Origin of the sequence: Dysgonomonas sp. 511 (assembly GCF_010501105.1) — a bacterium.
Classification (GTDB): Bacteria; Bacteroidota; Bacteroidia; order Bacteroidales; family Dysgonomonadaceae; genus Dysgonomonas.
In genome coordinates this window covers 53230-72870 of the sequence record NZ_QVMQ01000007.1, presented here as the reverse complement: position 1 = coordinate 72870, position 19641 = coordinate 53230, and the positions used below count along the sequence as shown (strand labels likewise).

At 42.2% G+C, this 19641-nt stretch carries 16 protein-coding genes; 4 read left to right on the top strand and 12 right to left on the bottom strand.

The window, feature by feature from the left end:
• Nucleotides 1–263: 263 nt before the first annotated feature.
• Both D0T57_RS04520 and D0T57_RS04515 read left to right on the top strand, forming a co-directional pair.
• Complete coding sequence (locus tag D0T57_RS04520; protein ID WP_163271324.1) at nt 264–560, top strand: RNA-binding protein; 297 nt, start codon at nt 264–266, stop codon at nt 558–560.
• A gap of 309 nt (nt 561–869) precedes the next feature.
• The gene (locus D0T57_RS04515) at nt 870–1643 is read left to right on the top strand and encodes a class I SAM-dependent methyltransferase (RefSeq protein WP_163271321.1); all 774 of its coding nucleotides are present in this window, start codon (nt 870–872) and stop codon (nt 1641–1643) included.
• Between the two features lie 78 nt (nt 1644–1721).
• On the opposite strand, the gene D0T57_RS04510 is transcribed toward D0T57_RS04515, so the two are convergent.
• On the bottom strand, nt 1722–3371 hold the full coding sequence (locus tag D0T57_RS04510; RefSeq protein ID WP_163271319.1) for an AMP-binding protein: 1650 nt from the start codon (nt 3369–3371) through the stop codon (nt 1722–1724).
• On the opposite strand from D0T57_RS04510, the gene D0T57_RS16070 reads away from it, so the two are divergent.
• The gene (locus tag D0T57_RS16070; RefSeq protein ID WP_368666900.1) at nt 3331–3525 is read left to right on the top strand and encodes a pyocin activator PrtN family protein; all 195 of its coding nucleotides are present in this window, start codon (nt 3331–3333) and stop codon (nt 3523–3525) included. The two genes, D0T57_RS04510 and D0T57_RS16070, sit on opposite strands and share 41 nt — an antisense overlap.
• Before the next feature lie 22 nt (nt 3526–3547).
• Here the strand turns inward: D0T57_RS16070 and D0T57_RS04505 are convergent, their stop codons facing one another.
• The 7 genes from D0T57_RS04505 to D0T57_RS04475 all read right to left on the bottom strand — a co-directional run bounded on the left by D0T57_RS04505 (nt 3548) and on the right by D0T57_RS04475 (nt 14492).
• Entirely contained in the window at nt 3548–4102 is a 555-nt protein-coding gene (locus D0T57_RS04505; RefSeq protein WP_163271317.1) for a helix-turn-helix domain-containing protein, read from the bottom strand.
• Between the two features lie 21 nt (nt 4103–4123).
• Nucleotides 4124–5062: an RluA family pseudouridine synthase gene (locus D0T57_RS04500; protein ID WP_163271360.1), complete on the bottom strand. Its 939-nt coding sequence runs from the start codon at nt 5060–5062 to the stop codon at nt 4124–4126.
• A gap of 169 nt (nt 5063–5231) precedes the next feature.
• Nucleotides 5232–10067 carry a DNA repair ATPase gene (locus D0T57_RS04495; protein WP_163271316.1) on the bottom strand — a complete coding sequence of 1612 codons (4836 nt, stop codon included), beginning with the start codon at nt 10065–10067 and terminating at the stop codon, nt 5232–5234.
• 138 nt (nt 10068–10205) lie between these two features.
• Nucleotides 10206–12494 (bottom strand): flotillin family protein, encoded by a 2289-nt coding sequence (locus D0T57_RS04490; protein ID WP_163271314.1) that lies wholly within the window; start codon nt 12492–12494, stop codon nt 10206–10208.
• Nucleotides 12495–12617: 123 nt separating this feature from the next.
• Nucleotides 12618–13286, bottom strand: a complete 669-nt coding sequence (locus tag D0T57_RS04485) for an OB-fold-containig protein (RefSeq protein ID WP_163271312.1) — start codon at nt 13284–13286, stop codon at nt 12618–12620.
• Between the two features lie 110 nt (nt 13287–13396).
• Nucleotides 13397–14098: a PspA/IM30 family protein gene (locus D0T57_RS04480; protein WP_163271310.1), complete on the bottom strand. Its 702-nt coding sequence runs from the start codon at nt 14096–14098 to the stop codon at nt 13397–13399.
• Nucleotides 14099–14102: 4 nt separating this feature from the next.
• Complete coding sequence (locus D0T57_RS04475; RefSeq protein ID WP_163271308.1) at nt 14103–14492, bottom strand: YbjN domain-containing protein; 390 nt, start codon at nt 14490–14492, stop codon at nt 14103–14105.
• Nucleotides 14493–14690: 198 nt separating this feature from the next.
• On the opposite strand from D0T57_RS04475, the gene D0T57_RS04470 reads away from it, so the two are divergent.
• Nucleotides 14691–15365, top strand: coding sequence for a helix-turn-helix domain-containing protein (locus tag D0T57_RS04470; protein ID WP_163271306.1), 675 nt, complete (start codon nt 14691–14693; stop codon nt 15363–15365).
• Here the strand turns inward: D0T57_RS04470 and ybaK are convergent.
• The 4 genes from ybaK to D0T57_RS04450 form a co-directional block, all read right to left on the bottom strand.
• Complete coding sequence (gene ybaK / locus D0T57_RS04465) at nt 15360–15842, bottom strand: Cys-tRNA(Pro) deacylase (RefSeq protein WP_163271304.1); 483 nt, start codon at nt 15840–15842, stop codon at nt 15360–15362. The genes D0T57_RS04470 and ybaK overlap by 6 nt on opposite strands.
• An 83-nt stretch (nt 15843–15925) precedes the next feature.
• On the bottom strand, nt 15926–17038 hold the full coding sequence (locus D0T57_RS04460) for a glycosyltransferase family 1 protein (RefSeq protein WP_163271302.1): 1113 nt from the start codon (nt 17036–17038) through the stop codon (nt 15926–15928).
• 13 nt (nt 17039–17051) lie between these two features.
• Nucleotides 17052–17807, bottom strand: coding sequence for a lipopolysaccharide kinase InaA family protein (locus D0T57_RS04455; protein ID WP_163271300.1), 756 nt, complete (start codon nt 17805–17807; stop codon nt 17052–17054).
• A gap of 9 nt (nt 17808–17816) precedes the next feature.
• Nucleotides 17817–19397 carry a peptide chain release factor 3 gene (locus tag D0T57_RS04450; protein WP_163271298.1) on the bottom strand — a complete coding sequence of 527 codons (1581 nt, stop codon included), beginning with the start codon at nt 19395–19397 and terminating at the stop codon, nt 17817–17819.
• Between the last annotated feature and the right edge of the window lie 244 nt (nt 19398–19641).

The following is a 19641-nucleotide window of genomic DNA, read 5'->3' as shown; positions in this document are numbered from 1 at the left end:
CAAATAACGTGTGAGCCGATAACATTTTTTTCGAAAAGAGATATAATTTATTGAAAAAACACACGATAGGTTACTTTGATATCTGATTTTTATTTTTACATTTGCTATCGCATTAGAGTGCTCATGTATTTTTTTGTATAAATCTTTCTTTTCAAGTTATTTTCCCTTCTTGGTAACCTTTCTTGTCTAGTCATTTTTTAACATCATCATCTATGTTCCTCTCATGCAAAGTATTTATTTTTTTAATTTTTATTTTTTTTTGAATGAACATTTTTATTGCAGGGTTGAGCTATAGCATCAACGACAATGATTTGAGGGATCTATTTAACGAGTACGGAGAAATTTCCTCAGCAAAAGTTATCATGGACAGAGCTACAGGCCGTTCAAAAGGTTACGGATTTGTAGAACTGGAAGACAACGCCGCCGGACAAAAAGCTATTGAGGAACTGAACGGTGCTGAATATGATGGAAGAACTATTTCTGTGTCGGAAGCTCGTCCACGCAAGCCACAAGAAAACAGCAGAGGAGGAAACGGTGGATTTAGAAGAAGAGACTATTAATTAGCTCAATCTTGAAACACTAAAATATTCGGAGGAGATGCCCAAAAGCATCTCCTCTATTTTTATGCTATTGCTTAAATAAAAAAAAGCCTTATCTTTGCAAGACTATTTACAGCTTATGAAATCTAAAGTTAAGGAAATATTGGTGGGGTAAATAACTTATAATCATCCTTTTTTATAAGTTATCCTTTCGTTTTTTACCAGGCATAAATCAATGCTTGCGTATTTGTTATATTCACTTTTTCAATAAACAACTCTATCCTTGTATGAAATGATACAAGAGGAGCCATCAATATTTTTTTTAACATCATGAGTAAAGATTTAACCACAATAGTAGACTTCAACTATAGTTTAATAGCAGATTTCTTCAAACACCTCAACAGGCAAGGCCCCGGCAGCCTACAAGTAACCAAGCAAGCCCTGTCTTATATCGACAACCTATCGCAAGTGAAGAATATGGCTGACATAGGCTGCGGTACAGGCACACAAACCCTTACCCTGGCAACAAATACCAATGCACATATTACGGCCATCGACCTCATACCCGAAATGATAGAAGTTATGGACACACGTATTGTAGATGCCGGAATGTCGGACAGGATAACTACAATAGTAGGATCTATGGACAACCTTCCGTTCGAAGAAAGCCTGCTAGACCTTATGTGGGCAGAAGGCTCGATATATGGCATCGGATACGAACGTGGTATGAACGAATGGCACAAGTACCTGAAAACAGGAGGCTATATAGCTGTATCCGAAGCCACTTGGTTTACCAACGAGCGTCCGGCTGAAATAGAAGAGTTTTGGAATGAAAACTATCCGGAAATAGACACCGCACCTGTAAAAATCAGACAGATGCAAGACGCAGGCTATACCCCCGTGGCATACTTCAAGCTACCTGAATATACATGGATAGATTGCTTCTTCAAAGAAATGCCGCCTGTTGCTAAAGATTTCCTGACAAGGAACGGCAACAATGAAACGGCTAAAATCTTCATAGAGATGGTGGAGCACGAAGAATCTTTGTATATGAAATACAAAGAGTATTATGGATATGGTTTCTATATCGGTAAAAAAATCTGAGACAGGCTGATCGTCTCATAAGAACCTAAATAATAGGGTTTTCCGTTTGGAAAACCCTATTTTCTATATATCATAGCTTCAATCCTGCTTCCTTATCTCAGCCCGTTTTATCTTTCCGCTGATCGTCTTAGGCAGTTCGTCTACAAATTCGATGATACGCGGGTATTTGTACGGAGCCGTCACATTCTTCACATGGTCTTGTATCTCCTGTTTGAGCGCATCTCCGGCTTTATCCTTATAGTCGGCAGCCAAAACAATAGTAGCTTTTACCACCTGCCCCCGTATTTCGTCGGGAACACCCGTGATAGCACACTCTACCACAGCCGGATGCATCATCAACGCACTTTCTACCTCGAATGGCCCGATACGATAGCCCGAACTCTTGATAACGTCGTCGCTACGTCCTACAAACCAGAAATAACCGTCTTCGTCGCGCCACGCCATATCGCCGGTATGGTAGATATTGTCGTGATAAACCTGCTTGGTCAACGCTTCGTCGCGATAATAACCCATAAACAAGCCCAAAGGCATCCAACGGTCGGTTTTGATAACGATCTCGCCTACTTCCCCGTCTTCTACCGAACGGCCGTCACCTGCTACCAGATCCATATCGTAAGCAGGGTTAGGCACACCCATCGAACCGGGTTTTGGCTCTATCCACGGGAATGTAATAATAGTAGGCGTAGTCTCTGTCTGCCCGAAAGCTTCCATCATCTTGATGCCTGTAGCATCATAGAAAGCCTTATATACAGACGGATTCAAAGCCTCGCCCGCTGTAGTCGCATATTTAAGCGCAGAAAGATCATACTTCGACAAGTCTTCACGAATAAGGAAACGGAATACTGTAGGAGGTGCGCAAAAAGATGTTACTTTATAGTCCTGTATCACCTTGAGCATATCTGCCGGAGTAAATTTCTCGTGATCGTAAACCATTACGGCAGCCCCAGCGAGCCATTGCCCGTACAGTTTTCCCCATACGGCTTTTGCCCAGCCCGTGTCGGCTACTGTAAGGTGAAGGCTATCCTCATCCAGATTGTGCCAGTATTTCGCCGTAACGATATGTCCCAGAGGGTATGTATAGTTGTGGATCACCATTTTCGGTTCTCCTGTTGTTCCCGAAGTGAAATACAGCAACAAGACATCGCCATTGGTATTTACATTAGCCGGACGCGAAAACGGCGCGGCATCTTCCATACCCTTATTAAAGTCGCCCCAACCTTCGGGTGGAGTTCCTTGGCAGACTATACGGTGTTTTACCGTTGGCGAGTCTGCCATAGCATCGTTCACATGCTCTATCACGACATTGTCGTTCACTGTGATTATGGCTTTTATATCGGCGGCATTGTTGCGATATACAATATCTTTTTTTGTCAGCAAATGGGTAGCCGGAATTGCTATCGCACCTATCTTATGTAGCCCGATAACAGCAAACCAGAACTCATAGCGGCGCTTGAGTATCAGCATCACCTTATCGCCCCGGCCTATACCCAACGACTGAAAATAAGATGCTGCACGGTCGCTGTGTTCCTTTATATCGGCAAATGTAAAATCAATGTGCTTGCCCTGATCGTTTACCCAGCAGATGGCTCTTTTATTGGGGTTTATTCTAGCCCATTGACCTACTACATCGTAGGCGAAATTGAAATTATCGGGTATATTCACCTTATAGTTACGGGCGAAATCTTCTGTGGATGCGAAGCTTACTTGTTTCAGATATTTTTCTAACATTTTTAATTCCAAGTTGAAAAATCAGGTAGAAAACTGCCTAATCTGTTTACATCTTTTGCGAACCGGAAAAAGTAACAAAAGTAACACATTTTTCATCATTTTTCAGACGTTACTTTTCTCCGTTTCATATATCGTTACTAATACTTATAGATAAATTTTTTACCAACTGATTGTTCTTATAAAACCACAACCAGCAGTTTTACCTTTTTGCCATCGAGGGCTTTCATTCCATGCGGCAGGGAAGAATCGAAATAGATACTGTCACCTTGTTCCATCACAAGTTCTTTTCCGTTTATATCCAACAACATCCGCCCTTCGAGCACCGTATTAAATTCCTGTCCGGCATGCGAACTGAAATGCATGGCTACATCATCGCTTTTAGGCTCTACGGTTACTTCAAATATTTCCGCCTTACGATTATTAAATCCTCCGGCAAGTGTCTGGTAACTATATGCTTCTACACGATTTACAGCCAACCCTTTACCTTTGCGGGTAAGGAAATAACTGCTCATACGGGGTTCGTCGGCAAACATCAATACCGATACATCGACATTGTATTTCGTCGCTATCCCTTTCAGTGTACTGATTGTCAGGTCTTTTTCTCCGGCTTCGTATTGCAGATATTCTTCGATAGGAATATTGCATGAAGCAGCAAACTGCTCAGGAGACAACTCTAATGCTTCGCGCAAGCCTTTAAGCCTGAGGCCTATTTCTTTTACTTCCCCTTCCATATATGCTTATATTTCAATATATTATTCTTCTTTCGATGTTTTACCGGCAGTTTCTTTGGGTGGTGTCGATAGTAATTGCGACATAGTCTTAGGCAAAGACGACTTAAATTCGAGCACTTCGCCGGTTACCGGGTGTTTCAGTTCCATTTCGGAAGCATGAAGCGCAATACGTTTGATAGGATTTGTTTTCGAGCCATACTTCTTATCTCCCACCACAGGATGCCCTATCATCTGCATTTGTACCCTGATCTGGTTTTTTCTTCTGGTCTCCAGGTCGAAGTTAACAAGGGAATAACGTCCGGCCGATTTGATGACTTTATAATGCGTCACCGATTCTACCCCGCCATTATCCACGGGAGACGAAAACATGACAAAATTCTTGTTCTCGGTAAGCCACGACCGCACCGTTCCTTTCTTCCTTTCCGGCACACCTTCTACAACAGCCGTATATGTATATGATTTTACCAGATTGTTCCAGTTTTTCTGAAAAATGCCCTGTATATCTGCATTTCGGGCAAATACGAGCAAGCCCGAAACTTCGCGGTCGAGACGGTGGAGGACAAACACACGTTCGTTCTTCCCTTTTTTCTTCACATATTCGTTCAGGCTGGTATATACCGTATATTGTTTTTCCTTGTCGGTAGATACGGACAAGAACCCGGCTTCTTTCTCTATTACGATCAGATGTTTGTCTTCGAAAACTATTTTCAAGCCTTTCAGCCGTTTTTCTTTTCGCGACTGGTCGAATTTCATCACCTCCACTTTATCGCCCGCCTGCAATTCATGATTGAACTGGGTTATAAGCTTTCCGTTGACCTTTACTTGCTTGTGAGCCAGAAGTGACTTTACTGCATTACGGCTTTTTCTCACCTGCTGCTCTATCAGAAATTCGAGCAATTCGCCAGGCTTTCCGGCCTTCAATTCTTGTAAAACAGTATCCCTATTCGATGTATTTCCCATTGATTTATTATTCACGCGTAAAAATTGAGACAAAGGTAGTTTTTTTATTTCACCGAGATAAGGTACTGTTTATATAAAAAAAGGGATAACAGTAAAAAATGTAAAAATTAATAGTCGCTCTACCCTGTCATATTTCACTCCGTTCAACATGACAGGGCGGAAATATTTTTTACTTCTTCAAAGCGTTCTTTATACCTTGCAAATTATCGTTAAACTCAACCAGTTGAGCCAAAACCTGCCCCGCTTGATTGTTCTGGTCGATGCCTGCAAACTTATTATTCTTGTTAAAGATATCTTTAATCTGTATCCATCTTTCCTTTTCTTCTGCAGACAACAATCCGGCAAGCTCTTTCAGTTTCAAGATATTGGCTTCGCTGTCGGAGGTCAGGGTTTGTGCTTCATTTTCGTAGTGGGTAAGGATCAACTCGTCAATTTCCTTATGGTTCATCAACGGAACGATCTGGCTAACCAACTTATTCATATCCCTGTACGACCCCTGTAGTTTAAACACCGGCTCGGTACGGTAAGCATCCTGCATAGCTGCACTGGCTATATAAGTCTGGTTCACCTTAAGCACCACATCGCGCACGGCTAAACCATTCTTTACCACAGCCACAAAGTCGTCAATATCCTGTTGTGTATGGTTACCTTCGAGATCGGGCATCAGCTCGCTTTTGTTTTCTACATATTCCATCAGGTTGTAGAAATCGGCAAAACTCTTGCTCGATATTTTCTGCAAATAAGGGTTTTCCACTATCGCATTCTCTATCAGGCTCAGTTTAAACAAGCTATCGGAACCACCTATCACATCGCCCAGGTTGTACACATCGGCACGGTTGGCAAGCATATCGGGTATCTGGAATTTCTCGCCGCTCTCGGTATATGGGTTTCCTGCCATGATAACGCAGAAACGCTTGCCGCGCAAATCGTATGTCTTGCTCTCTCCTTCGAATATACCGTCCATCTTGCGTTGCCCATCGGCAAGAGAGATGAACTTTTGCAGAAACTCGGAACTACAGTGCTGTATATCATCCAGATAAAGCATTACGTTGTCTGCCATTTCGAATGCAAGGTTTATCTTTTTCAGTTCTTCCCTCGCACCCGACGTTTTGGCTTCGGCAGGGTCGATAGAGGTAATAGAATGCCCGATAGTAGGCCCGTTTACCTTCACAAAGTTCAGTCCCATCACATTCGCCAGATACTCCATCAACGTAGTTTTTCCGTATCCCGGAGGCGACAATAGCAACAGCATACCCATACGCGCCGTGCGTTTGTTGTCGCCTGCCACCCCCAACTGTTTGGCGAGGTTGGCTCCGATAAGTGGCAGGTAAACATTGTTGATAAGCTTATTGCGCACAAACGAAGTCAATACCCTCGGCTTCAATTCATTTATCTTGAGTGACTTCTTGAACCCTTGTATTTGCATTTCTTTCAAGCGGGTAAACTCGTTGAAGGTAGGGACAGCCATCTCCGAAAAGTCTACCATCTTGAGTATAAACTCGTGATAGTCTACCGAATATACGTTATTTACTATAACAGGGTGGCTACCCCTCAGGTCGGTGATTTCGATAATATCCGAACTATGGCGCACTTCGAACTGGTGTTCGTTCAATAGTAGTTGACACGAAGTTTCGCCTACATATTTCTTATATTTAGCATATTTGCCATCAAGGTCGATAAACGAAGTCAGCCAGTTTCGGGTTAAGTAAAAACGCTCTACAACACTGAACGATTCTTCGGCAAGGTCGCTGTTGAAGCTTTCGGTAAGCTTCTGCTTTTTCAGGTAAGCATAGAAATCCTTCTGCAACTCCTGCGATTGCTCGCTGACCGTAAATGCCGGCGAATTGGCAAACTCACTAAAGAGATACATGGCTATTCGGCGCGCCTTCATCTTCGAGAAATTGAAGACATTGTTCCATTTCACAAACAGATCTTCGATATGCTTGATTACATAGTGGTAGTTGTTGGAGGCCGGGAATGCTTTCAATACATTGTTGGCCGATATTATCAGTCCTCTCAATAGCTTTTTCTCGTCTGCATCGAGGCTATACCAGAACAGTTGCGAAGCTACACGTATTTGCGGACGAAACGACAGTACTCCCAACTGCTCGTACATGGCAGTCAGATGATTGTATATGGTAAGGGCATCGAAATCGTGCACCCCTTTCATATACGATTCGGAGTAATTTTGCTCTACCCTTTTGGTTATATATTCCTTTGCATCGAAGTTGTCTTGTTTTTTGCTTTCTTCGAATGCCATGTATGCCAGATATTCGGCACGGTAAACATCCTTATTCTCGGAAACCACCTCCTGCTCCCAGATATCGCGATAGTTGTTTATCTCATCGTTCCTGAGGTCGTGGTAGAAATTCGTACCGGTGAGGTGGTACAACAGCCTGTCGTCGCGCCTTACCACCGTAAGGTCGAGAGCCTGTTTGTTGACCGCAAATTTATAATTGCCCAACGAGATAATATTCTCACCATCGGCAAACAGTTCTGTCTTATCTTTCAAGATGCGTAGTGCGTCTTCGAGAGAAGTTTTGAGGCTGTTTTCCAGATTTTCGGCTTTGGATACATCTCCCAGATTGCGCAGGTCGTCAGCCAGTTTTCGCACTTTGTCTACCATGAGGTCGGTGGAATAAAATGCCTGTATTTCTTCCTTCGACTTAAACGACTGGGCCTTGTTCTCTACATTCTTGAGCACCCGCAAGCCTATCTGCTCAAGCGAAGAAGTGCGCCTGTTGATTTGCTCTATAAGCTGAGCCTTGCGGCTATCGAATACTTTGACTACTTCGTTTCGCTTATCGGCTATGACGAGGATAAAATCGTCGAAATCGGCAAACTTACTTTCCAATTCCTCTATCTGCACACTTACCTTTGTGAAATATTCATCACACTTTTCGGGAGAGGTGGCCAGTTCGAGGAAGTTGACAATACTCTGTTCGAGCAATGTGAGCTGCGCCCTAAATTCGGCAGAAGCCTCCTTGCTTTTCAGCGAGTCTATTTTCTTTTTCAGATACGCCCTCACTTCATTCAGTGAGGCAAATATGAGCGATATTTTTTCTATTATCCTGGTAGTCTGGGTAGTATCATCTATTTTCAGGCTATTGAGTATGTCGATAAGCAATTCGAGTTCGGAAGAAATCAGCTTGCAGTTTTCTTCTATCTTATTGGCGTCTATAACCTTGGTTACACCTTCTACTGCATTTTTCTGCTCCACCACTTTTTGCTCGTAAGGCATAAGCGCCTCGTCGCGCAACAGAAATTCTACGGTCTTGTCCGACAGCTTCGTATTGGTAGATAATAAAGTTGCCTTAAGTTCCTCTATCTTGTCTGTATCAATATATTTCAGGTTGTTCAGCTCGATAACCTCTCCTTGCATCTGGCGGGTTTCGGCAAGAAGCTTCACCAGCTTATCGAGGGTATCGAACTTGGCATTCTTGATGGAGAAAAGCAATGCATCTACCTTGTTTACTGTAGCTTCGAGCACATCGGCAGCATGCTTTTTCTGCGCTTTTACTTTCTCAAACTCGTCGATTGCCGTATTGGCTATATCTTTTATCTGGTTGAGAGGCTCTGCCAGGTTATGGGTAGCCTCGTCGGCAATCCAGAAATAGGCATCGACAACATCGTTCGATTTCTTTACAATATCTTCATATAACCCTTCGTAAGTATCCTCCTTGTTAATAAGTTGAATAACTTCCTGGCTTTCGGCCATCGCCTTTACAATGTCTTTATTGCCTATTTTGTAAAGGATATTCTCTCTTTTCTCATAGTTTTCCTTTAGCTGCACGGCATAAGGCGTCTGCCATATCTGCACCTGATGGTGGCGGGTAGCTTCCTGCTCGCTGCGGAAGAAGATCAATGTACCATCGTAAAACAATGTATGCCCATTGCAGATAATAGGAGTCTCTACCTGTTGCTTGATGATATTGTACGACATCATCACGTAGGTATTGCGATGGTTGTTATAAAATATATAAAAGAAGTCTTCTCCGTTTGGAGATGCCACTTTTCGGAAAAACTCCAGATTCTCAAGATTGTTTTCGAAAATCTTATATTCCCCGTTTTGCAGGTAGTAGCCGTTGGGGAAAATGATGCCGTGATTGTCGGGCAGAAGTATGCCGGCATCGTTGAGCATCTTTATATTATGTACCTCTTTGGTACGGGTATTGAAAACGAATGCGCGGAAATCTTCCTGATAGGGTTTTATCCTTACCAGAATGAGGTTGCCCAGATCGGCATAGTAGTATTCTGCATCGTCGAGCTGTTGGTCTTTGTTTTCTACTTTTTCGGAATAGATACCTTTACCAGTATCGGTATTGTCTTCTATCTTGAATGTGATATCGCCTCCAATGGCTTCGATAAATACCTTGTCGAGAATAGAGATATGCGGATGCACACCCAGACGGCGGTCTTCCAATGTGGTTTTTATCCATTGGAATTCGTGCTGCGGGGCTTTCTTCACTTCATGTATGCTGCGGTCGTCCTGATAGATGAGCTTGTTGCCTTTTATCAGCCACTTGAAAGCCTTGAGGTCGTCTTCGTTTTTACTGGTCTGGAAAATCATGTACAGATAATTCTCTGTACGGCGGAAACGGGAAAATATGGAGTCCCTGTAGTATTTGTACAGGTTTTTGTAGTCAGTTATAAAAGCCGGGTCGCTAATCAGGTCTAAAGATTGCGGAACAAACTGGTTGTTTTCGAACGAATAGATACTGAACACATCGCTCAACTGTATGTCGGAGCGTAACCCGAAATGTACATTGTAGCCGAAAATGCAAAGGTTGCCAAGCGCCATGATGCCGCGCGACACACAATTGTTTTCGGTATTGATACGCTGGTTGGCTATCAGCGAAAAGTCTGTTGACGAAAACACATCTTTACGCGCCTCGTTCAACGTATTTAGGCGAGCCGAAAGTATGTCTTTCTGTGTCTGAAGGCGTTTTCTTATTATTTCGTAAGTACCAGCCTCAAGTGTTTCAACAGTTTTATTTTGTTCCATATTCTAGTTGTTACAAGTAACCCCTCCTGCCCTCCCCAAAGGGGAGGAATTTGCAAGAGAGAGTTATAATTTTCTTATAGCTCTATTTTTCAAAAACTAGTATTGAAAGCCCCCTTGGGGGATTGGGGGCTTTATTTATTAGTTCAACTTCTTATTCGATATACCCATAGCCTTAGCCATGCCCATGAGGTTGCTCAGGAAGCTTTTATCTTCCTTGTCGGAGGTCTGACTTTGCATTTTGAGGATAAGCCCTGCAATGCTCAAGTTCTTGATGTCATCGGTAGAAATACCCGACTTTTCGGCAAAGTAGCGGATGCGGTCAAGCAGGTCACCTTCATTTTCGCCATCGCCCAGCAATGCTTTTTTGATCTGCGTAGCGTTTGTGCTTTCGTTAACCAAGCGATCGAAGCCTTTGGCGTTGGATATTTGCTTAACGATGTTTTCGAAGAACATAGTTTCGCCACCCACGATGTCGATATCGGCACTCTTAAGTGCTTCGGCCAATACATGAGCCTGTGCTTCGGCAATATTTTTCTGTACATCAATCTGAGCCAATTCGATGTCTTTTTCTTTCTGTAAGGCCAGCTTGAATTCTTCGTGCTCGCGTCCTACGCCATCGAGTTTCTTCATTGCTTCGGCTTTTTCTTCTATACCTGCCGCTTCGGCTAATGCTTTTTCTTTAGCGACTTCGGCTTCTACAAAACCTTCTTTGCGTTTAGCTTCAGCTCTGACCTCAATGCCGACAGCTTCAGCTTTTGAGGTTTTTTCTATTATACTGGATTCTCCTTCTGCTGTTGCCAATGCTTTTTCTTTGGTAATTTCCGCTTCTACCAGCCCCTCTTTACGTTTAGCTTCAGCTTTAGCTTCTATACCTATAGCTTCAGCTTTCGAGGTCTTTTCTATTATAGTTGATTCTCCTTCTGCTGTAGCTAATGCTTTTTCTCGAGAAACTTCAGCTTCAGCCAATCCTTCTTTTTTCTTAGCGTCTGCTTTCTTCTCTATCACAATAGCTTCGGCTATTCCTTGTTGCTCAAGGGCTTCGGCTTTTGCTTTGATTACTTCGGCCTCTGCCAGTCCGTAAGTTGCATCTTCGCGAGCTTTGGCATCGGCAAGAATCTTGCGGGCTTCAGCTTGTTTGGCTGATGCTTCTTTCTGTGCTTCGGCATCGATAAGCAATTCTTTTGCCTTTTCTTCTGCTGCCAGCTTTCTGGCTTCAGCCTCTTTTACAGTCTGTATAAGTCGCTCTTCTGCCAATTGGCTCGCTTCGGTGATACCGACTTGTTTCTGGCGGTCGATGGTGCGGAAAGCTTCGATGTCTTGCATGTTTTGCTTTTCTTCTACCACGCCTTTTTCAAGTTGTACGCGTTCGCGGATTACATCCTGAATGTTTTTGTTCTCTATTTCTACTACGCGTGTCTTTTCTATTTGCGCAAGGGTAACAATCCTTTCGCGTTCTGTTTGCTCCAAGGCTCGGTCTTTTTCTACACGTTCTGCTTCTACAGCTTCGGTGCGTTGCTTGTTTTTCTCTGCAATAATAATCTGGCGAAGCTTGTTTTCTTCCTGAACGGCAAGGCTCTCTTCGGTGCTGATACGCACAGTTTCGGATTTGAGGCGTTCTTCTTCGCGCACTTTTTGTATTTCGGCCTCTTCTCTAGCTTTCACATTGTCTATTTCGCGTCTTTGTTTTTCTTCTTTTTCGGCTAGTTGCCTGTCGAGTTCGAGGATGGCTTCGCGAGCTTCTACGTTTTGTTTCCTGATCACCTTTTCTTCTTCCCTGCGGATAAGGTTGGCCTTGATGTTTTGGGCAGCGGTAAGGTCGGTAATTTTCTTGATACCTTCGGAGTCGAGGATATTTTCGGAACTGAGGAATTTTAGTTCTGTCTGTTCCAGGTAGTCGATGGCGCAGTCGTCGAGTACATACCCGTTGAGGTCGGTGCCAATAACGTCTATGATTTCGTCGCGGAATTCGCGGCGGGCTTCGTAGAGTTCGATGAAGTCGAATTTCTTACCTACCGTCTTCAATGCTTCCGAAAATTTGGCTTCGAAAATATCTTTGAGTGTAGATATATCGCTGGCACGCGATGTCCCGATAGACTGGGCTACGTTGATAACATCGTTTACCGATTTGTTTACACGCACAAAGAAGGCAACCTTGATGTCGGCGCGGATATTGTCTTTACAAATCAGCCCGTCGTTTTCCATCCGTTCTATCTGCACTTTTTTGAGGGAGATATCCATAATCTCCATTTTGTGTATTACTGGTACTACATACATACCTTTGTTGAATGCAACCTTTGTACCTCCGAATCCGGTGCGGACAATGGACTTACCTTGAGGAATCTTTTTGTAAAAAGAGGCTACAATGAACAGGAAGATTAAGAATAATCCGACTACTCCGCCTACAATTAACAGAACATAGTTTTCCATAAATCTAATTTTATATAAGTGTTATTCAATAATTAATTTCTTTTGTTTTTAGGCAGCCTCATATAGGGATATAACAAACGCTACAATGCATGCCATTATTATACATATCATCTTTGTGTGTGTTCAAAAATTATCTATGCTGAGTTCTTTGCTCACATAGTATATCCTCTTATCGTCCGATTCGTCTGCAATTATCACGCTGTCGCCGTATTTTATCTCCTGCCCGTCGATACTCACCACATTTATTTTCATTGGGTTGGCATCTACAAGCACTTCGGCTACACCGACTTTCTTGTCCCTGATAGTTGACAGCATCCTGCCCGAACGCCCTAAGAAGTCTATTTCTTCTTCTCCTTTATATCCCATTGCTTTAAATATTTTGACAAATGGTTGTGTAGCCACCTTGGTAATAAATATGCTTATGATGGCTATGGGTATCAAAATAAGCAACGACCATGCCCCCCACGATGCCATATTGAAAAGCGATGTGGTGATTAGCGAACCTATCCACATGAAGAATATCAACATGGTGACAACGAACATGAAAGGTACTTTGCCGACATTTACGAAACTAAGCAATTCGAAGAAGGGTCCGGCTCCTCCCGATGCCACATCCCCGTCGATATCCATATCGGCATCAACGTCTACATCGGCTTCGACATCGAAATCGAGCGCGTCAAATCCAAGTCCGCCTATCATTGCAATCAACCAATAGATTGTAATTACCCCCATTACAGCTGTCATCACAGCATTTGATACAGGGTGAGTCAGGCTATGTAAGAGTTCGGTCATAGTGTATAAAGGTTCAAAAGTAAATATTAATTAGCAATTAGCAAATTTGAAAATTAACAGATTAGCAAATTAATTGTAAAATTCACGAATTTTCAAATTTGCCAATTAGTTTACAGTATTCCCAGCTTTCTCTTCAGCTCGTCGAGATCCTGGTTTACCTTACCCGAATCGCCGCCGATGGCTTTATCTATTTCTTCGTCGATAGATGCCGTTTTGTCAACTAGGTCGCCGTATGCCTGCGCGAGAGCTTCTTCCTCTTCCACCTTCTCTTTCATCCGTTCGAGCATACTCACGGTGCTGTTGCTATCTATCTGCGCCATCTGCTTGTTTACCTCTTTGGTAGCACGGCTGACTTTTATCCTCGACTTGAGGGTCTTCAGCTCGTTTTCCCACTTGGTAATGTTAAACTTGAGCACTTCGATATTCTTCTGTATTTCGGCTGCGGCATTTTCGTGTGTATTTTGCTGCCCTGCTAATGCTTCTGCTTCGCTCAATAGGTTTTCTTTCAAAGCAAGAGCCTCTTTTGCAAGCTTTTCGGCCTGCTCCATATCCAATTCGCCTTTCTGAGCTTTTGTGAGCAACAGTATAGCTTTAGTTTCATAATCCTGAGCAGCAGTCTCTTTCTTTGTTTTATCATTTTTGGCGCGGATAGCCATCGCTTTTATTTGCGCCAGCGATTCTACAGCTTTATTCAAGTCCTCTCTCATTTCGCGTATTCCTTGTTCAGTCATACGGATAGGGTCTTCCATCTTATCTACGGCAGCGTGCATCTCAGCCTGCCCAATTCTGAATAGTCTCTTAAAAATGTTCATAATACTATTTTTTTGAAAATTCTATAATCTGTTCGTAATATTCGCTTAACAATAATCCCAGGGAGTTTAATGCCCCTTCAAATTCGTTCATATCCAGGTTTTCTATCTGCATTGTGTATCTGAAAATAACCCTTTTCCCCTCTTCGTCGAGCACAAATGCTCCATGTATTATATCGCGGTTCTTTTTCAGCAATGCTTTATAGATTTCTTTATCATCGCTTTTGAGTTCGAAGATAAATTGCTCCACAATCAGAACAGGAGGCGCAACCCCGATTATCAGGTTTTTTATTCCGTCAGCTTCGCTCTCGATAAGGAAAATTCCTTGTTTTTCGTTCTGATATGAAACGGAATAACCTAGCTTTGATATATAAGACTCTATTTTTTTGAAATACATAATATTTAAATTAAGAGTGAAAAATAAAGAATTAAGATTCTAAAAGTGAAAAATATTTTTGGTTATAAAAATAAAACAATTACCTGTTTTTCATTTTTAACTTTTTGCTTTTCATTTAAACCATTATATTTGCAAATATTTTTAGCTAAGATACTAAAGAAATTTTAATTTGCAAATATTTTTAGCAAAAAAAAAAAAATGACACAAGTAGGAAAAAATATAAAAAAGATACGAAATGTGAGAAGCTTGAGCCAACAGGCTTTTGCCGATCTATTCGAGCTTACACGGGGCAATATATCTTCGTATGAGGAATTTAGGGCCGAACCGAAAATAGAGGTTATCGTCAGGATTGCTAAATATTTTGGCATACCACTTGCCGACTTCATCGAAAAAGACCTTTCGGTAAACGAACTTCTGCACTACAATGCCGAACTGGTGTTGGAAACAGAGAAGCTAAAAATAGCACAACAGCTACAAAAGATACCATATATTCCTGCATTATATATTAACGATTATGTGGAACACTACAAGGATGACAGTTTTTTTTCACAACTGCCTTATATAGTTGTACCCAGTAGTTCGAAGCTTAAATTGTTAGCTTTGGAAGTAGAAAACCAGGAAAGTATGCCCGAAGGTTTTAATTTTCATAATGGCGATATCCTTGTTATGGAAATTGTAGAAAAAGAGAATATACACCGGATTGTAGAAAAGCTAGGTATAATGATTGATGCCGGTGGGATGAAGACGGGCATATATAAAGAAAAAGAAGGAAAACTATCTTTGTCGCTCAACGAATGGGTAGAATATCCTTTTGTAATGGATACAGACGCCCAGTATTGGGTTTTGAGGGCTTTGTATTCGAAAAACTTATAAAGCACCCGTAAGCTTTACCGCTTCTATATTCAGCAAACTTATCAAATCGGCCGGGTTGAGCTGTATTTGCAATCCTCTCTTGCCTGCACTGATATATATAAAGGGATAGTTTGACGCCGAACTGTCGATATATGTAGGAAACTGCTTTTTCATGCCTATAGGCGAACAGGCTCCGCGTATATAGCCGGTTGTCGCCAACAGGTCTTTCATAGGTATCATGTCACATTTTTTATTCCCTGATATTTTGGCCGCCAACTTCAAATCCAATTCTTCCGCGCCGGGTATGATACAGACAAAATAGCTTGTTTTGTCTCCTTTGAGCACCAATGTTTTGAATACTTGTTCTACCGGCTCGTTCAACTGCCGGGCTACGTGGATGGCACTAAGGTCTGATTCGTCTACCTGGTAAGGGATAAGCTGATAGCCTATCTTATGCTTGTCGAGTATGCGCACAGCATTTGTCTTTTCTATTTTCATTTTAGAATAATATTATCAATCGCAAATCGGCATTATTTACATAAAACAACACTCCGATTTGCCGGCAGCCAGGGAGTTCTTTCTCAAAGCAAGGACTTGTACACCGACATTAATGCCGAAGTACACCGCTCGTCGGAAAAGCGTTTGACATAGTTTAATCCTTCCCTAATCATCGTTTTCCTTGCTTCGGCATCAGTCAAAAGGCGATTGACATGATAAGCAAGCTCGTTTTCGTCGTGCGGATTGACATATACGGAATGCGGGCCTCCCGATTCTTCGAGGCACGAACCGGTTGCTCCGATAACCGGCAATCCGGAATTGAGAGCTTCGATTATAGGTATGCCAAACCCCTCGTATAGTGATGGATAGACAAACAACGTAGCGGCCTGGAAAATGGCCGGCAAATCGGTCAGCGGCACATTACTTATGAGATGTACCCTATCGGCCAATCCACTCTCTCTGGCGTATGCCATCACCCTTTCGGCATATTCCCTTCGTTTGCCGATAGCGACAAAATGTATATCCGGAATTTGCCTCATTGCCTTGACAACCAACATGATATTCTTACGTTCTTCGATACTGCCCACCGAAAGCAGAAACTCTGAGGGAAGACCATACTTATCCCTTACCTCCTGTTTCTTCATTTCATCGGCATGCTCTTTATATATGGGAAAGCAGCCCTGATATACGACATCTATTTTCGAAGGATCGATATCATAATACCTTACAATATCCCTCTTGGTACATTCGCTCACGGCAACTATCCTGTCGGCATACTTGCAGGCGTATTTAGCCTTTATATTATATATTGTCCTGTCTACCAGAGAATAAAACTTCGGATGCACCAAGAATATGAGATCGTGTATTGTAACAATGCTTTTAGCACCTGTACGCCTTATATTATAAGGCAACTCGTTGCTAAGCCCGTGATACAAATCCATGTTCTCATTCCTTATGTCTTTTACAATGCCAATGGTACGCCAGAATGGACGGCGTGTATTCTTTATGGAGTACACCTTTTCATTATTCCTCACCTCATCTTTAGCACCGATGTCATGGTTGGGAATACGGGGAATAAACAATTTGTAGATATTCTCCGGATAGTACTTCATCAGGTTGGATATTACAAAACGACTGTAGTTGCCTAGCCCTGTGAAGTTAGATATAGCGCGTTTCGCATCAAAACCTATTCTCATAACTTATTAGATTTTAGCCTATATATGGCGTGGCACCAGGATATTGCTTTCTGAAACTATCCCAAAAACGTTTGCGATACTCGAATGTTTTCTCAAGGCACGCTTTCTCGTTGAAGTTGCGTGCTTTTGCATATTCCTTAACTATATAAGCGATCATTTCATCGCTTCCCCACAGACGCCTAAAGTTGAAACATGCCGTTTCAAGACTTATCGGTTTTCCAAACTTCATTCTATTCAGGTCAACAAGGTAGAAGATATATTCATCCCCTTTCATCTTATATAAGATATTGCCGGATGAGTAATCCAGATGCAATATATTCTTTTCGTGCAATCGAGCTGTATATATGGCAAACTGCCGTATCAACTCCTTATGCTGGTCGAAAGTGCCATTCACCAACTGGCGCATTATGCCATCAAATTCTCCATGTATGGAAATATACAGACTATACTTAAGCAAACCATACTGTTTGAGTTCCACATACGCCACCGGGTCGGGTGTCTCAAAGCCTTCCTCTTTCAGCATATGAGCATAAAGGTACGACCGTTCGGCTTTCGACTTACGTATTGTCGCATAAGCTATCTGATTGATAAGCAAAGGCTTCTTGAATGACTTTACATTCAATTTGAAGTCGCCCACATCAAATGTTTTTATGATATTACGTCCCGAATAGACAACCTCCCCCGATTGTAGGAAAGACATGGGTAAATCTTCAATAAACCCATCAATATCCTGATACTTCTCGTCAATAACCAGCTTTATTTTTGTCATCTTATATTGTTAAAATTCCGATGTGAAATGGAATTTGATGTCGCTAAAATCCTGTTGAGCCATCATCAATACATAATTCGAATCGGCAAGGAAAACATCGCGCCCATCCTTATCGAACGCCATATACTGGGCTTTACGTTTCTTAAACTCAGCCAATTGATCTTTATTATCACTCTCTATCCAACAGGCTTTGAAAAGGCTTATTGGTTCCCAACGGCACTGTGCACCATATTCGTGCAACAGGCGGTATTGGATAACTTCGAATTGCAACTGACCGACTGTACCGATAATTTTGCGTCCTGTATATTGATTTGTAAACAACTGGGCTACACCTTCGTCCATCAGTTGGTCTACACCTTTTTGCAATTGTTTTGCCTTCATCGGGTCGGCATTTTCTATATATTTGAACATCTCTGGCGAGAAACTCGGCAAGCCTTTGAAATGCAGGTTCTCTCCGGATGTTAACGTATCGCCGATCTTAAAGTTACCGGTATCGGGCAAGCCGACAATATCGCCGGCAAAAGCCTCGTCTACAGTTTCTTTCTTCTGTGCCATGAAAGCAGTAGGTGACGAAAATTTAAGCATCCGGTTTTGCCGCACATGCTTATAGTTCACATTACGCTCAAACTTGCCCGAACAGATCTTAACAAAGGCAATACACGACCTATGGTTAGGATCCATATTTGCATGTATCTTAAATATAAATCCGGTAAACGCTTCTTCATCCGGTTTTACAATGCGTTCTACGGCTTCTACCGGACGAGGCGATGGTGCTATTTGCACAAAGCAATCAAGCAATTCTTTCACCCCGAAGTTATTCAGCGCCGAGCCAAAGAATACAGGGGCAATCTGACCTTTGAGGTAATCCTCGATATTCAAAGGCGGATATACACCTTCGATAAGGTCGATGTCTTCGCGCAACTTGGCAGCTAAATTGTCGCCGATATACCCTTCCAGTTCGGGACTGCTTATATCTTTAAATTCTACTGATTCTGTTATCGTCTGTTTACTAGGCGTATAGAGATCAAGTTTTTCCTGGAATATATTATATACTCCCCTGAATTTCTGCCCACTGTCTATAGGCCAGCTCAGGGGGCAAACGCTTATCTTAAGTTCTTCTTCCAACTCGTCGAGAAGATCGAACGGGTCTTTTCCATCCCTGTCCATCTTATTGACGAAAATCATCACCGGAGTATGGCGCATACGGCAAACCTCCATCAGTTTGCGGGTCTGCATTTCCACACCTTTTGCCGAGTCTACTACTATTATTACACTGTCTACAGCGGTCAGAGTACGGAAAGTGTCTTCGGCAAAATCCTGGTGACCGGGAGTGTCCAATATATTTATTTTGTAGCCGTCGTAGTCGAAGCCCATTACCGATGTAGCAACGGATATACCACGCTGTTTTTCTATTTCCATCCAGTCGGATGTGGCTGTTTTCTTTATCTTATTCGATTTTACGGCTCCTGCCACATGTATGGCTCCACCAAATAGCAAAAGCTTTTCGGTCAAGGTAGTTTTCCCCGCATCGGGATGGCTGATTATCGCAAATGTACGCCTTTTTTCAATTTCGTTTTCCAGTTCACTCATCGGATTTGTCTAGTCTAATAAGGCACAAAAGTAGTAAAAAAACAAAGATTTCTATTTACATCGTAATACTAACTATATATTTCCTGTTCTTTTCGCAGTTTATTAACTAATTATACCTGCCAATGTAAAAACCTTCCGTTTTTTATAAATAATCTTAATTGATAAGGAATCTGAGATGATTACTTCGGTAATCTGCCATTGAAAATGCTTTTTTTTGATATTTTTGTAAGCACTAAAAAATCAG

Coding starts and splice junctions, on each gene's coding strand:
- D0T57_RS04450 (WP_163271298.1), bottom strand. CDS start 19,397: ATGAGTGAACTGGAAAACGAAATTGAAAAAAGGCGTACATTTGCGATA.
- D0T57_RS04515 (WP_163271321.1), top strand. CDS start 870: ATGAGTAAAGATTTAACCACAATAGTAGACTTCAACTATAGTTTAATA.
- D0T57_RS04490 (WP_163271314.1), bottom strand. CDS start 12,494: ATGGAAAACTATGTTCTGTTAATTGTAGGCGGAGTAGTCGGATTATTC.
- D0T57_RS04505 (WP_163271317.1), bottom strand. CDS start 4,102: ATGGAAGGGGAAGTAAAAGAAATAGGCCTCAGGCTTAAAGGCTTGCGC.
- D0T57_RS04455 (WP_163271300.1), bottom strand. CDS start 17,807: ATGACAAAAATAAAGCTGGTTATTGACGAGAAGTATCAGGATATTGAT.
- ybaK (WP_163271304.1), bottom strand. CDS start 15,842: ATGAAAATAGAAAAGACAAATGCTGTGCGCATACTCGACAAGCATAAG.
- D0T57_RS04500 (WP_163271360.1), bottom strand. CDS start 5,062: ATGGGAAATACATCGAATAGGGATACTGTTTTACAAGAATTGAAGGCC.
- D0T57_RS04520 (WP_163271324.1), top strand. CDS start 264: ATGAACATTTTTATTGCAGGGTTGAGCTATAGCATCAACGACAATGAT.
- D0T57_RS04495 (WP_163271316.1), bottom strand. CDS start 10,067: ATGGAACAAAATAAAACTGTTGAAACACTTGAGGCTGGTACTTACGAA.
- D0T57_RS04485 (WP_163271312.1), bottom strand. CDS start 13,286: ATGACCGAACTCTTACATAGCCTGACTCACCCTGTATCAAATGCTGTG.
- D0T57_RS04475 (WP_163271308.1), bottom strand. CDS start 14,492: ATGTATTTCAAAAAAATAGAGTCTTATATATCAAAGCTAGGTTATTCC.
- D0T57_RS04470 (WP_163271306.1), top strand. CDS start 14,691: ATGACACAAGTAGGAAAAAATATAAAAAAGATACGAAATGTGAGAAGC.
- D0T57_RS04510 (WP_163271319.1), bottom strand. CDS start 3,371: ATGTTAGAAAAATATCTGAAACAAGTAAGCTTCGCATCCACAGAAGAT.
- D0T57_RS04480 (WP_163271310.1), bottom strand. CDS start 14,098: ATGAACATTTTTAAGAGACTATTCAGAATTGGGCAGGCTGAGATGCAC.
- D0T57_RS04460 (WP_163271302.1), bottom strand. CDS start 17,038: ATGAGAATAGGTTTTGATGCGAAACGCGCTATATCTAACTTCACAGGG.